At 65.2% G+C, this 13,815-nt stretch carries 13 protein-coding genes; 5 read left to right on the top strand and 8 right to left on the bottom strand.

Annotated elements, in window-relative coordinates:
- Positions 1-77 precede the first annotated feature (77 nt).
- Positions 78-1,199, top strand: coding sequence for an alanine racemase (locus tag AC51GT_RS21580; RefSeq protein WP_496330113.1), 1,122 nt, complete (start codon positions 78-80; stop codon positions 1,197-1,199).
- Complete coding sequence (locus AC51GT_RS21575; protein WP_496330112.1) at positions 1,196-2,479, top strand: serpin family protein; 1,284 nt, start codon at positions 1,196-1,198, stop codon at positions 2,477-2,479. The genes AC51GT_RS21580 and AC51GT_RS21575 overlap by 4 nt, the downstream gene beginning before the upstream one ends.
- A gap of 34 nt (positions 2,480-2,513) precedes the next feature.
- On the opposite strand, the gene AC51GT_RS21570 is transcribed toward AC51GT_RS21575, so the two are convergent.
- From AC51GT_RS21570 to imuA', 6 genes are all read right to left on the bottom strand, one after another.
- On the bottom strand, positions 2,514-3,290 hold the full coding sequence (locus AC51GT_RS21570; RefSeq protein WP_496330111.1) for a hypothetical protein: 777 nt from the start codon (positions 3,288-3,290) through the stop codon (positions 2,514-2,516).
- Positions 3,291-3,390: 100 nt separating this feature from the next.
- The gene (locus AC51GT_RS21565; protein ID WP_496330110.1) at positions 3,391-4,167 is read right to left on the bottom strand and encodes a hypothetical protein; all 777 of its coding nucleotides are present in this window, start codon (positions 4,165-4,167) and stop codon (positions 3,391-3,393) included.
- Entirely contained in the window at positions 4,154-5,122 is a 969-nt protein-coding gene (locus AC51GT_RS21560; RefSeq protein WP_496330109.1) for a HipA domain-containing protein, read from the bottom strand. The genes AC51GT_RS21565 and AC51GT_RS21560 overlap by 14 nt, the downstream gene beginning before the upstream one ends.
- Before the next feature lie 217 nt (positions 5,123-5,339).
- Positions 5,340-5,942 carry a hypothetical protein gene (locus tag AC51GT_RS21555; protein ID WP_496330108.1) on the bottom strand — a complete coding sequence of 201 codons (603 nt, stop codon included), beginning with the start codon at positions 5,940-5,942 and terminating at the stop codon, positions 5,340-5,342.
- Between the two features lie 269 nt (positions 5,943-6,211).
- Complete coding sequence (locus tag AC51GT_RS21550; protein ID WP_496330107.1) at positions 6,212-7,792, bottom strand: DNA polymerase Y family protein; 1,581 nt, start codon at positions 7,790-7,792, stop codon at positions 6,212-6,214.
- Positions 7,789-8,646, bottom strand: a complete 858-nt coding sequence (gene imuA' / locus AC51GT_RS21545; RefSeq protein ID WP_496330106.1) for a DnaE2-dependent mutagenesis accessory factor ImuA' — start codon at positions 8,644-8,646, stop codon at positions 7,789-7,791. The genes AC51GT_RS21550 and imuA' overlap by 4 nt, the downstream gene beginning before the upstream one ends.
- 234 nt (positions 8,647-8,880) lie before the next feature.
- Here imuA' and AC51GT_RS21540 point away from each other — a divergent pair, with 234 nt between their 5' ends.
- Positions 8,881-10,113, top strand: coding sequence for a serine/threonine-protein kinase (locus AC51GT_RS21540; RefSeq protein ID WP_496330105.1), 1,233 nt, complete (start codon positions 8,881-8,883; stop codon positions 10,111-10,113).
- A gap of 14 nt (positions 10,114-10,127) precedes the next feature.
- Here the strand turns inward: AC51GT_RS21540 and AC51GT_RS21535 are convergent, their stop codons facing one another.
- A complete protein-coding gene (locus AC51GT_RS21535) occupies positions 10,128-10,799 on the bottom strand; it encodes a response regulator (RefSeq protein WP_496326113.1) in 672 nt (223 codons plus the stop codon).
- Positions 10,799-12,112 (bottom strand): ATP-binding protein, encoded by a 1,314-nt coding sequence (locus AC51GT_RS21530; protein ID WP_496330104.1) that lies wholly within the window; start codon positions 12,110-12,112, stop codon positions 10,799-10,801. Before AC51GT_RS21530 ends, AC51GT_RS21535 begins: the two co-directional genes overlap by 1 nt.
- Positions 12,113-12,235: 123 nt before the next feature.
- Here AC51GT_RS21530 and AC51GT_RS21525 point away from each other — a divergent pair, with 123 nt between their 5' ends.
- Entirely contained in the window at positions 12,236-13,582 is a 1,347-nt protein-coding gene (locus tag AC51GT_RS21525; protein ID WP_496330103.1) for a PspC domain-containing protein, read from the top strand.
- Positions 13,575-13,793: a hypothetical protein gene (locus AC51GT_RS21520; protein WP_496326116.1), complete on the top strand. Its 219-nt coding sequence runs from the start codon at positions 13,575-13,577 to the stop codon at positions 13,791-13,793. The genes AC51GT_RS21525 and AC51GT_RS21520 overlap by 8 nt, the downstream gene beginning before the upstream one ends.
- Positions 13,794-13,815: the final 22 nt, after the last annotated feature.

The following is a 13,815-nucleotide window of genomic DNA, read 5'->3' as shown; positions in this document are numbered from 1 at the left end:
CTGAACCGCCCGCCCCACAGTCGAGAGCGCTGAACTACCTCCGTGCCGTGACGTCGTCTCTGGCATTGTTGCCTCCCATGACGGAACGCATCGCAGCTCGCCCGGCCGAACCCGACCGGGGTGGTCGGATACTGGCCGCGACATCGGTCATCGACACGCCGTTCCTGGCGGTCGACGAGCAAGTGCTCGACGCGAACATCGCCCGCATGGCCGCCTTCGCGGCCACCGCCGGACTCCGGTTGCGGCCCCACGCCAAAACGCACAAGTCCCCGATTCTGGGGCGACGCCAATTGGATGGCGGCGCAACAGGCTTGACGGTTGCCACCATCGCCGAAGCAGAAACCTTTGCCTCCGACGGATTCTCAGATCTGTTCATCGCCTATCCGCTGTGGCTCACCGAGAACAAGGCCGCGCGACTGCGTGCGGTGATGAAGCGGGCGCGGGTCCTGCTCGCGGTCGATTCGGTTGCCGGCGCGCAGCAACTCGCAGCGCACCTGCCCGGGACTTCTGTACTGATCGAGGTCGATTCGGGACATCACCGCACCGGTGTCGCCCCGGAGCTCGCCGGTGAGGTCGGGGCAGGCGCGGTCGAAGCGGGACTGCAGGTGGTCGGCATCTTCACCTTCCCCGGACACAGTTACCGCCCCGGAGGCCCATCCGACGCCGCCGGGGAAGAATCCCGCGCCCTGGCCACCGCGGCCGAATCACTGCGCAGCCGCGCGATCACCCCGGTGATCCGCAGCGGCGGTTCGACGCCGTCGGTCTCCGATGCCGATCCCACCGTCCTGACCGAGATCCGTCCGGGTGTCTACGTGTTCAACGACGCGCAACAGGTCGAACTCGGGGTCGCTACCATGGCCGACGTGGCATTGACGGCAATCGGCACCGTGGTGCACAGCAGCGGGACAAAAGCCGTCGCCGATGTCGGGAGCAAAGTCCTCGGAGCAGACCAGCCGACTTGGATCAGCGGCGGTGGCCGGCTTCCCGACGAACCCGAGGCGCGCATCACCGCACTCTCCGAGCATCACGCGACGATCGATTTCTCCCATGCATCGCGAACCCCGGCACCGGGGTCGCGGGTCCGGATCGCCCCCAATCATGTGTGTACCGCCGTCAATCTCGCCGATGCGCTGATCGTGGTCGGCGCGGACGACGCGGTGACCTCCTGGCCCGTCACCGCTCGGGGGGCCAACACGTGAGACGTCTGGGAACCGCGGCCGTGGCCGCCATGATGTTGGCCGTCGCCGGGTGTGCTTCTGACGAACAGCCCGAGACAACACTGGAATTGACCACCGCCCCCGACATCGAGTTCGAGCAGATCGGCATCGACGAGGTCCGCGATGCGGCAACCGAGCTGGTCAGATCGACCAGCGATCTGGGGATCGACATGATCCACGACGCCCAGTCTGCCGCCGATCAGCCGGCCAATCAGGTGGTCTCCCCGTGGGGTGCCATGGTCACGCTGCAGATGGTGCGGGCCGGCGCCGGCGGCAACACCGCCGCCGAACTCGATACCGTCCTGGGTGTCTCCGATCCCGACGCCGTCGCAGCGTTGATCGGTCAGCTCGATCAGGTCTCGGGTGATCCCGGCAACGTCGATCGGAAGAACCCACCGTCGCCCCCGGTGTTCCATCAGGCCTCGGGGATCTTCATCGACGACTCCCTCAAGGTCGGTGCCGACTATCTCGAAGTGCTCGGACGCAGCTTCGGTACCGGCGTCTACCCGGTCGACTTCTCGGTGCGGCAGACCGAATCGGCACTCAACCAGTGGATCTCGGTCAACACCGGTGGCGAGATCGCCGAGACCCCCACCGAGTACAGCACCGAGACCGTGATCAGTCTGCTGTCGACGGTGTTCCTCGCCGGCGCCTGGCAGCAACCGTTTTCCCCGGAGTCCACCGTTTCCGCGGAGTTCACCACCACCGGCGGTTCGGTGTCCAAGGTCGCCACGATGAACAAGACCTTGACCGTGTCACTGCGTCGCGGGCCCGGATGGTCCGCGATCGAGCTGCCGTACTCACAGAACCTGGCCATGCAGGTCTTGTTGCCGGACATCGGATCCACGCCGGATGACCTCCTGAACGGCACCGCTCTGACCGATGCGGACACCGCGCTGCGAGCCGGCCCCGAGTCGTCGGTGGCGGTGAGTCTGCCCCGGTGGGACATCGACGACAAGGTGGATCTCAAGGCCACACTAGAACGGCTCGGTGTCCGAGATCTGTTCACCGACGCCGCCGATCTCACCGCGATCAGCCAACAATTGGTGGTCACCTCTGCGGCACAGAACACCTCGATCACCGTCGGTGAGAAAGGCACGGTTGCCGCATCTGCCACACAGGTCGATGTCGGTGTCACCGCGATGCCCACCGACCCGGCCGAGACATTTGTCGCCGACCGGCCCTTCGTCTTTCAGATCGTCGACACCTCCACCGGCTTGCCCCTGTTCCTCGGCGTGGTCAACCGCCCCGGTCAAGGCTGAGGACACCGAGGAACACCGTGCGCCTGCTGCCCGGTCAGCCGATACCCAGCGACTCAATCGTGCGTCGTCGCCACTCACCGCTGAGATCGTAGTCGAGTACATGATTGCCAGCGATCAGTACGAGAGCGTCGATCTCGGAGGGTAACCTCAGCTTCGTTTCAGGAACGGCATCCGGATCGCCATCGGAGAGTGTCCGAATCATCGACCACGCAGGTGCGTAGTCACCAGTCGCAATCACGACGGCACATCGTTTCCCGCTTTCTTCACGCAATGAATCAAGCATGTTGTGCGCACGCTCGGAAGTGATCCACTTTTGCAGGAACCCGACGACGTCAATCTCTACGTCCATGGTTCGCGACGAACTGAAAGACACACCCATGAACACGATCCCGGGATCGAACGGCGAGTTAGGGATCACGCTACATCCGAATCGGGAGTGAATAAGCCTCGCGATCTCGTTGGAGTGGATCGCATTGGTCACTCCCTTCCTCTCCAAGTCTTCGAACAGCGGCACGAGTCGCTTAACGAGTTCCTTCACGGCTGGCGTCGAAGTCCCCGGATCACTCGAATCGAAAGCCTCACTGACACCCGGCATTACCGCCCATGTGTGGGAAAGACTCGGGACGGGATAGTGAATGCGACCGAGGTGTCTTCGATGCGCGTCGTTAAACGACTTCACTGCCGGACTGATCAGTTGTTTGATTTCCAGCGCGTGATCTTCTGAACGATAGTCCGGCTTCGCAATTCCACGGGGCTCGACTTCGCAGACACGGACAAACCCATCGTCATCGACAAGCCGGGCAAGAATCACGGCAGCACGCTCCTCGACCTCGCCTGGAGCGCAGACGGAGTGTTCGCACGGCGACCGTTTAATACTGCCCACGTCGTGCACCCCCAACCCGGCCCTAACTTTAGGCCGATTGCCATTCTGGGCCGTCGAACACGAACCCGTCGCACCGTCCATCAAGGCGCAACAACAGCCGAAGGTGGGGGTGAGTCTCGGCGGGGTTCGCGTGCACAACTATCAACTCATGTGGGCCCCCTTCAATTACGGAATGGGCGTAGTCCAGAAGCGGGCTCGGTACGAACCCCAAGCAGAACGCGCCGTCTGCAACTTCAATCGCCCGGGGATCCTTTGGGTTTGCGGGATCCGGCCGCAACGTAAGCCGGTGACCCGCCTCTAGTCCGCTGATATAGGCGCTCGCGTCATCGGTGCAATAGCGCACCGCGTGAGCCAGAAAGTGCGCAGTCGTAGCACCAGTGCTTCGGTCATAGCTCGGCAACGAAACAAGTTCAATCGGGTCGCCCTCGCGATACCCGCCCGAGGCAGTCAGTATCTCCCAGGCATCGGCGTCCGACTCCAGACTTAGCGCTGCGAGATACTGCGGCCGATCTGGTCGCTTCGCGCTCATTACGCGGTCGGCAAATGACGGGAAGAGCCGGGATGAGCGATAGTGACGGCGAACATCGCGGAAGCCGACGATCGGTACAAAGGCAGGTTCGTCTGCCACCCGACTCAAGTAGGTGAACTCGTAGATAGGCCCGTCGTCGTCGCCGATGACTTTGTCGAGGTAGCCGATCGCTCTATAGGCTCGATCTGCAGCACTCCGACGGGTGACGATCAACCGAGATGCCCGCATATCCACGTCAGCGAAGGCCGACCCGGACATCAGGTCACTTGAGAGCATCACAGAGTCGCTTTCGGTTGGTGGCTATGGCGGTCTGCAAGAAACTACGGGTTGGGTCTGACAAATCTGGGACGGCGATGACAACATCGTCGCATACTCCGAGGTCAATGCTGGTGATTCGATCCACCCAGTGTTGCCGCGCACGCTCACTTGCCATCGCGAGACCCTCTAGAGCAACAGCGACCAATCCCAGTCTACGACCGCCTTCGAAGCGCTTCGTTTTGCCCTTCGCGCACCACCGCTCGACGGCACCAAGACGGTTCCACTTGGCTCGATCTTCTTCCCGCTGCCCGCTCGACAATGCCGAACCATGATCGAAGCTCGGCCCGAGACACACGTCCCCGGTCAAAGAATTCTGGAGCACTCCCCAGTTGTGCGCGTGTCGATCGGTGTTTGCGACCCAAGCATCGAGTACCAAATAACCAGCGAAGACATCGAATGCCTCCCAATCAGAGTAGGCAGTGTTGACCGGCCCACTGAGACCGTCTAGGGCACGCCGCACCGCCTCGATGGTGTGTCCGTCGCAGGTCTGTGCATCGAACTCGTCGTCAAACTCTGCGAGCAACGCGGCGCCCGGCGTCCAAGTCCACGACCGACTCTCTACGCCTGGCCGCATGTCACGACTCATTGAGCCGACAGACCGTCGGCCGTCCTGCAACCGAAACACTGTTGCCAATTCAGTCTCTGCCGCGGGGATCTCGGCCAACTTCGCGAGTTCATAGGTGATCTTTTCGGCCCAGTTTTCTCCGCCTACGAGCAGGTCTGGGTTGTCACCGCGAGCACGTCGCTGTTCCGAAAGAAGCAAGCGCTTCTCTGTGCGGGGTTTAAACAACCAATGGCCTGCGTACATCGAAGACGCAGGAGCAATGAACCAACGTTTCGCCTCGTCCCCGCCTGGCTCACTTTCACCCCGAGTCCATTCGGCGAGGTCAACAATTTCAAAAGGCAGCACCACGCAGAAACCCTAAACGACGGACGCCGCAACCTGTCGATGGCTCACCGATTCACTAAACGGGAGCTTCCGAAATTGGCCGGAGCCGTCTGCTTGGACATCCCCGCGTGCCGACACCAACCACCGAGTACCGATCCAGGTGTTCATTCGAACCACCATCCAAGAACGCCTACGCCCGAGGCTCCAAGTTTCGCATCAATATCCTCGGTGCCCGCAGCTCCTATAGCAGCTCTCCTTCGTTTGAGACCTGCCCGGCACCGAGCCGCGCCGCAGCAGCTAAGCGCAGCGCAAGTTCGCCAAACTCGCGCGCTTGATCAACTGTGGCGATGTTGCGATGCACCGCTTCGTTTCTGACCGCTACGAGAAGTTGGCCAGCATTTATTTCATTCGGTGCCAGCAAGTTCTTGCGACCGCACTCTCTCAACAGCGCCCCCAATCCCCTTCTTTGAACCGACTCTGAATCGCTGACGCCGGCTAGCACCTCTACAAGAACGGTTTCTAGGCGAGCACCGCCGACGGCGATGGCTGCGGCTGGGTTGATCGCAGCCAGCTCTTCGATCTGGTCCAAGAAGGGCGACGAGCTGAAGGGGACCGCTACCCCCTCGACCGAATCGACAGGAGGAAACTCCTCCTCGGCCAGCTGCAGGTTCTCCTCCACCTTTCGTCGTATCGACAAACCATCCTTACCTATCGAAGCCTGTTCAACTCGATCATCTAGGAGACCCTTAAACCGACTCGCGACTTCATTTATGCGCTTACGGAATACCAGCCCGCCCGCGACAACGACGACCGGCCACGCCAAACTCTGGGGCATCTCTGCCACGAAATCTAGCCAGTCTATTTGTCAGATCCTTACGCGTAGTTTCGGTCGAACACTGAGAACACGTGCGTTACTTGAGAACGTCCACGGGCCTCCACGCGGTGCTACCCATCCCGCTCTAGGACACAGTGCAGCGATCCGGCGAGTAATGCTTGGGAGACAGTAGCTTCCGGTGCACAGCCGGGCGTGTCCGGTTCCACCGACGGATCGAGGCGACGGCGGCCTATGTGCCACGCCGCAGCGGCCCATCCGGTGTGGGCCGTATCGTTCCATTACTCGTAGACCCCTTCCACCACCCACTTGCCCTGTTGATAAAGCAGCAGCAATGCCCGTGAATCTTCCAGTAACACTTGAGCTCTCGCATATGACCCGGCATGCGATCCGTCCTCGGCGGCGGACCACCAGCGTTCGTCGACAGCCCACGGCCCGGCCCACCAGCTCAGCGACCAGGTCCGGCGGCCCCAGCACAGGCTGGCGGGCTCGGCACTGAAACTGCCGCGGGCGGTGACCTCGACGGATCGGTCTTCTGCATCCAGCACTCGCACCGGTGCCATCGGCAGGATCGCCGGAGAGGGCCCCGGCAGCCGACCCGGCCACGGCGCCGACGGATCCGATGCCGCCACCAATTCATCACCCAGTGGCACCAGGGTGATCTGTTGCCCCGGGCCCCGACCACCACTGCGCACCGGAACCTTGACCCGTTCACCACCGAGCAGACCCTGCACCCGGACCAGGGCCCGGCGCACCCGCTCTGCCACCTCGCCGTCGCCCCCGGTCAGCCCACCACCGGTGAATCCCAATTGCATTGCCCCCGCGCCGATCACCTCCACCGGATCCAGCCGGATCAACACCACCGGTCCATCCGGGCGGTCGGCGGCACTGCGCCCGGAGAGCCATCCCTCCACCTGCCAGCGGATCCGGTCGGCCGTGGCATCCGGTGTCAACGGCTGCGCACATCGCCAGGTACGCGAATACTCGCGGCCACTGTCGGTGACCGCCTGGACGGTCAGCCGGGTACACGCCACCGACGCCGCCGCCAACAGATCGTGGAGCTGGGCAGAGAGCCGGCGCCCGACGAAGGCGGCCGCATCCACCCGGTCGATCGGCGGATCGCACTGGTGCTCGACCACCAGGTCCGGTGGCGGCGCCTGACCCGAGGCGGGACGTTGGGGTAGGGCCCGCGCGGTGCGGTGGGCGTAGATCGCATCGGCCGCGAACCGGGTTGCCACATCGGTCGCCGACAACGCCGCAAAGTCGCCGATGGTGCGTAAACCCATCCGCCACAACAGATCAACAAGCGCGACCCGATCATCGGCGCACATACTCGGCTCCACGGCCAGCTCCGAGATACGCAGCGGCGCCAGGAACTCGGCACCCTGCCCGGGTGGGATCACCAACCCACGACGGGCGGCGATGATCGCGGTGAACAGCTCGTCGGCCACCCCGACCTGCGACTCGACACCGCAGGCCGACACCACATCCGTCAGCTTCTCGGCGGCGATCTCCTCACTCCCGAAATAGCGGGCCACACCGCGGGCGGGCAACACCAGCAGACCCGGCCGCAACACCTCGACCACCGGGATCAACTCGGCCACCGCCGCCACCACCGGCTCGAACAAGCGGGCATCTCGCCCCTCATCCGCATCGGCGATCACCAACTGCGGACACCGGGCCTGCGCATCGCGCTTGCGCATCTCCCGGCGCACCCCGGCGCCACGCGCCGACGCCGAACAGGCGACAACCCGCCCCGTCTGCAACACCGCCACCGGTCGCTCCGGCGAGATGTCGACGTCGGCCGCCGCAGCCACCGCCGGCCAATCCGGGCACCAGACCCCAAAGCTCCGTCCACTCATCTACAGCGCACCTTGAGTTGTCCGGATTCGAAACCGCCCTGTGCCACAGCATCATCCGACACAACACCGACATCGGCGAGAGAATCCACCAGCTGAACACGGTTGTCACGGTGCATCACATCCAGCCGGGTGGTGGCACCGGCGAACCCCCGGCCCCGCGAACGCACCATCAGTGAGACCCCACCGAGCCGACCGTGCCCGCGCCGAAGCCCGGGTTGGGCGAACCCGGACGGCTGATGCCGGTAATCACACACCCGGGACTGCACTTTCACATGCGCCCCCGCCCACTCGCCGTCGGTGACGACCAAGACCGCGCCCTTGCTGCGAGCCCGCGCCATCACCACCCGACTCCGGGACGGCGGCACACTGAGCCCGCCGAGTCCGACCACCACCAGGTCGAGCCCGTCGAGCAGCACCGCGGCGATCTCCACCGGATCCGGACCCGGATCCGGGATGACCGCGATCCGAGACAGATCCGCACCCATCTCCACCGCCGCCAACAACCCCAACTGCGGCTGCCCGATCACGGCGACATGGCCCCCATCAGCACTCACCTGGGCTATCAACGACAGCAACGGCGATCGCGCTCCTTCCAGCGCCAACACCGTGCCCCGAGCCAGCCCAGACGGCGGCAACACCCGTTCGAACGCCGGCGGCACCGGCAGGCGATCCCGCTCAGAGTACTTTTCGTCCACCGTCCGCACGGCGGCCATCTGTCTCTGCGGCACAACGGATTCCGGCCGCGAACGAGTAGTGGCAGCAGCCAGGGTCTGCCGCAACATCTCCAGCTTCTGCGCCCTACTCGGTACCGCGTCCGTTGCCATGCCCGGTGCCATCTCTGGTCCCGTTTCCATCGCCCGCATCACACCTCCACATCACTCCTCACCTCGGTGAGGAAGCGGCACAGGGAAGGTGAGCCACCGTCAGAACCAATATGACAAATCGAACATGTTTTCGATATCCACGAGCGTAGGTCAGCCCTCCGACAAGCGTCAACATGTACGGCGAGTCGGCCCCGAAATGCCGCGGTGAGTCGTGGGCAGAGTGACACCGCACCGCACCCGCCGCGCGTCCACTAAGGTGATCCCGTGAGCGCTCCCTCTTATCGCGTTCCCGGCCCCGACTACCTCGTCGCCGGGCGCTACCGCCTGCGTTCGAGGATCGGCGGCGGCGGCATGGGCGCGGTCTGGCTGGCGCACGACACCCTCCTCGACCGCCAGGTCGCCGTCAAACAGGTGCTCTCCGTCGCCGGGATGACCGAGGACTCGGCAGCCGAGATGCGGCAACGGGCGATGCGAGAGGGCCGGATCGCCGCCCGCCTGAGCCACCGCAACGCCATCGCCATGCACGACGTCGCCGTCGACTCCGGCGAGCCGTGGCTGGTGATGGAATATCTCCCCTCGCGCAGCGTGGCCGAGATCCTGCACCAGTCCGGCACCCTGCCCGTCGACCAGGTGGCCCAGATCGGCGCCCAGATCGCCGACGCCATGGTCGAGGCGCACGCCGCGGGCATCCTGCACCGCGATATCAAGCCCGGCAACATCCTGATCGCCGAAGGGCGCAACGCCGGCCTGGTCAAACTCACCGACTTCGGGATCTCCCGATCCAAAGACGATGTCGCGCTCACCCAGACCGGGGTGGTCACCGGAACTCCGGCGTACTTCGCCCCGGAGGTGGCCCGGGGCGAGAATCCCAGCGAGGCCTCCGACGTCTATTCCCTGGGATCCACTCTCTACACGTCCGTCGAGGGGCAACCTCCCTTCGGCGTCGACGAGAACTCGCTCGTGTTGCTACACCGGGTCGCCCGCGGAGAGATCATCCCGCCGAAACGATCCGGCGCCCTCGAAGGTGCCCTGCTGGCAATGCTCGAACCCAGCCCGGCGCGGCGCCCGACCATGGTCCAGGTCCGCGACCGACTCGCCCAGATCGCCGCCGGCGAGAACAGCAACACCACCTCGATCCTGACCACACCGCTCGAGCGCAGATCCGCCACCGCCCATCGCCCCGCGACCCGCCGGATACCCACCACCACCGAATCCGGGCTCCCCGCGGTCACCGGTGTGCCGGGGCCCGCTCCGCAGACCTTTCCCCCGCCACGGCCGCACCCCCGGCCCGCACCGGAACGAACACCGCCGTCCGCCGGCCCCGATGCGGGGCAGGCCCCGCAGATCTCCGGGTCGGCCTATCCGGTGTCCTGGGCCGCTGCGCAACCACCCAATCCACAACCACCCCAGCGCCATCTCGGACTCGCCGCTGCGGTGTTCCTGGTGTTCGTACTGCTCGCCGCCATCGCGCTCACCATCATCGCCCTGGTGCGCTGACCAGAGCCCTGCCGTCAGTGGATGTGCCGGTTCACGGCCCAGCGGGTGAGGGCGTTGCGGTTGGACTGCTGGGTCTTGCGCAGCACATTCGAGGCATGCGTCTCCACGGTCTTGATCGAGATCACCAGGTCCTCGGCGATCTCGCGATAGGTGAAGCCGCGGGCCAGTAGCCGCAGCACCTCCATCTCCCGGGGCGTCAGCGAATCGAGTTCGGGATCGAGTTGTGGTTCCGGTACCGGCGAACGACCGGTGAACGAATCGAGCACAAACCCGGCCAGACGTGGGCTGAACACCGCATCACCGTCGGCCACCCGCCGCACCGACTCGGCCAACTCCGCACCGTCGATGGTCTTGGTGACATAGCCGCGGGCACCGGCACGGATGGTGGCGATCACATCTTCTGCGGCGTCAGAAACGCTGAGCGCCAAGAACACCGGTGGATTGTTCGGGGCGGCGTCGGCAACACCCCGCAGGACCGCGATCCCCCCACCGGCCGGCATGTGGACGTCGAGCAACACCACGTCCGGTGTCGATTGCAGGATCCCGGCAATGGCATCCGGCACCGACCCCGCCTCACCGACCACCTGGACATCGACCTCCGAGGCGAGTTCGGCCCGGACCCCCGAACGGAAGACGCCGTGATCGTCCACCAAGAACACGCGGTACGGTCCGCGTTGCCCGGTCATCACTGCTGATCTCCATCCCCCGGCGTCTCGCCGCTGTTGTCCCCCGGCGTCTCGCCGCTGTTGTCCACCGGCGGCTCACCGCTGTTGTCCACCGGCGGCTCACCGCTGTTGTCCGCCGGCGGCTCACCGCCGCGCTCGGCACGCGGCATCGCCATCCGGACGTCGACGCCTTTGCCCGGCGCCGACTTGATGTCAACGCTACCGCCGTGCCGGATCACCCGGCCCTTGATCGAACCCGACACTCCGCGACGATCTTCGGGCACCTGTCCGGGATCAAAACCCACCCCACGGTCACGGACGTAGACGACGATCTGCCCGGCGTCGACCTCCGCGTAGACATCCACCGATCGTTGGCCGGAATGCTTGGCCGCGTTCACCACGGCCTCCCGGGTGGCGGCGATCAACGCGGCCCAGCGACGGGTGTCGGTACTCCATTCCGGATCTTCTGCGGTGACGTCGCCGACGGTCACCACCTCGACCTCCACCCCGTAGTGGTCCTCCACCTCGGCGACAACGGACTTGATGGCCGCGGTCAGCGAATCACCGTGTCTGTCAACCTCTCCGAACAGATAGCTGCGCAGTTCTCGCTCCTGGCTGCGGGCCAGTCGCTGCACCTCGTCGGCATGGGCCGAACGCTTCTGGATCAGCGCCAGCGTCTGCAGAACCGAATCATGTAGGTGCGCTGCGATTTCCTCACGCTCGATGTTGCGAATCCGGGCGGCCCGTTCCATTCCGAGCATGCGCGCCATCCGCAACCACAGCGGGATGGTCAGCAGCATCACGCCCATCACCGTGGCCGCCACCGCCAGCACGATGGTGCTCCAGCCGCCGATCATGTTGTTGCTGGCCAGCACGACCACCACCAGTCCGATCACCACCAGCGTTGCGCCACCGGCGATCCGGGTCCAGGTGAGCGCCCGCGCCGAGGCCGACCGTGGCCGCCAGCTCGAGTCGAGTTCCCGCCAGACCAGTGATGCGCCGATGGCAACGACCACCAGCGGGATCAGGAACTGTGCCGGGGTACCGGAAGCGACGAACCCGACCAGCACCACCGCGACGACGCCGACGATCGCCAGCCCGATCCCTTGTCTGCGTTCGGCCTTGGTGGGTGGCACGGTGTCGGTACCCGGCGGACACATGAACCAGAGCAGCCCGTAGGCGCAGATCCCGGCGCCGGCCAGCGCACTGAGCACCACGAACACCACGCGCACCCGAAATGCGTCGACGCCGAGATGATCGGCCACGCCCCCGGCGACTCCACCGATGACACGGCCTCCGTCACGGCGGCGGACGCGTGGGACAACGGTGGACATCAGTCGATACTGACATGTCCGGGCCGCCGGCCACATCGGGGACATTCCCCAGATGTCGGGACAGGGTGCAAATCAGGGTGAATCCCGATGGTGCGCCGAGCTCGGTCTCCGCAGAATAGGAGCATGAGTACCAGCACTCCGAGCACCGACGACCTGCAACAGCAGGTTCTGAAGATGTGGCAGACCCGGCCAGCCCGGGCAACCACCGGTTCCACGATCGGCGGCGTGTGCGCCGGCATCGGTGCCCGCTACAAGGTCGATCCGACCCTGGTCAAGGTCGCGTTCATCGTCGCAGCCCTGTTCGGCGGTTCGGGACTGGTTCTCTACATCGCCGCGTGGATCCTCCTGCCCGAGGGTTCGGCGACCACACCACCGAACGCCCAGCAGCATGGGCGACGGTGGCACGGTCTGGGCCACACCTCATCACATCCACCCACCGTCGCCGCGATCGTGGTCCTGGTGATCGTTGTCCTTGTCCTGCAACCCAATCTGGCGTGGAGCGGCGGCGGTCTGGCCGGTACGGCACTCATGCTGCTGGGCTGGTGGCTCCTCTATCAGCGGACACCGGTCCCGCAGCCGGGGACCAGCGCCGACACCCTCGGACAAGGATCCGGTGGTGCACGGCCCGACGGTCAACCAGTCACTGCCCCCGGCTCGTGGTGGCACAGCGGTGCCGGCACGAACAGCGCCACGGATCCGGCAGACCAGTTCCAGCGCTGGACCCCGCGAGCCTGGCTCAAGGACGAACCACCGACCACCCCCGATGACACCACCGCCGCGGTGGGCGACAACGCGGCCATCGATGTTCCACCGTCGTCACCACCGTCCTGGGATCCGTTGGGAGTTGCGCCATTTGCCTGGGATCTGCCCGAACCCGCCCCGCCGGAACCCCAACAGAAGCCCTCCTCGCGTTACACCCCGATCGTGCTCGGCCTCGCGATCATCGCGACCGCCGTGACCGCCGGCATCTCCAGCACCGTGGACTGGCTCAGCCCGGCCAAGGTTGCGTCGGTGGGATTGCTGGTGCTCGCCGCCGGGATGTTGGTCGGCGCATTCCGCCGACGCGGCTTCGGGCTGATCACCGTCGCCATCCCGGTCGCCGGTTTCATCGTGGTCGCGTCGTTGATCAATGACATCGAATTCCCGTCCGGAGGGGTCGGTGACCGTGACTGGAAGCCGCTGACCACCGCGGACCTGCGCGACAACTACTCCCTGTCCATGGGCAACGGCACCCTTGATCTGCGGAACATCGAACTGACCGAGGACAAGACCGTGACCGCCGAGGTCGGGGCCGGGGAGTTCACGGTCATCGCGCCGGACGACATGAACGTCCGGGCCAACTGCGATGTCGCCGTCGGTGAGGTCAAGTGCCCCGACGGATTGGACGGCGGCAAGGACGGAACCGAAGGGCCCGTCCTGACCCTCGACCTGAGCGCAGCACTGGGACATGTGGAGGTCACCCGTGGATAAGTTCTCTCCCACACTCGCCCTGAGCGGTATCGGCGCCCTCCTGCTGGCGACCTGGGGACTCCTCGGCGGCCCGGACATCACCAACTCGGGCACCGCGTTGTGGAGCACCCTGGTCGTCGCGGTCTTCGTCGGACTCGCCCTGGTCTTCAGCGGCGCATGCCCGGACAAGAATCGTCATCACGACACCGAGGACACCGAACCGGTGGACTGAACGGTCGAACCGTTCAGCGGCC

The organism is Williamsia sp. z34, assembly GCF_059553395.1.
The sequence above is the reverse complement of the archived record's forward strand: the minus strand, read 5'-3'. Positions and strand labels throughout refer to the sequence as shown.

Excerpts from the sequence above, each read along its gene's own strand:
- AC51GT_RS21580 (WP_496330113.1), top strand. The coding sequence starts at position 78 with ATGACGGAACGCATCGCAGCTCGCCCGGCCGAACCCGACCGGGGTGGT.
- AC51GT_RS21535 (WP_496326113.1), bottom strand. The coding sequence starts at position 10,799 with ATGACCGGGCAACGCGGACCGTACCGCGTGTTCTTGGTGGACGATCAC.
- imuA' (WP_496330106.1), bottom strand. The coding sequence starts at position 8,646 with ATGGAAACGGGACCAGAGATGGCACCGGGCATGGCAACGGACGCGGTA.
- AC51GT_RS21550 (WP_496330107.1), bottom strand. The coding sequence starts at position 7,792 with ATGAGTGGACGGAGCTTTGGGGTCTGGTGCCCGGATTGGCCGGCGGTG.
- AC51GT_RS21530 (WP_496330104.1), bottom strand. The coding sequence starts at position 12,112 with ATGTCCACCGTTGTCCCACGCGTCCGCCGCCGTGACGGAGGCCGTGTC.
- AC51GT_RS21565 (WP_496330110.1), bottom strand. The coding sequence starts at position 4,167 with ATGCTCTCAAGTGACCTGATGTCCGGGTCGGCCTTCGCTGACGTGGAT.
- AC51GT_RS21525 (WP_496330103.1), top strand. The coding sequence starts at position 12,236 with ATGAGTACCAGCACTCCGAGCACCGACGACCTGCAACAGCAGGTTCTG.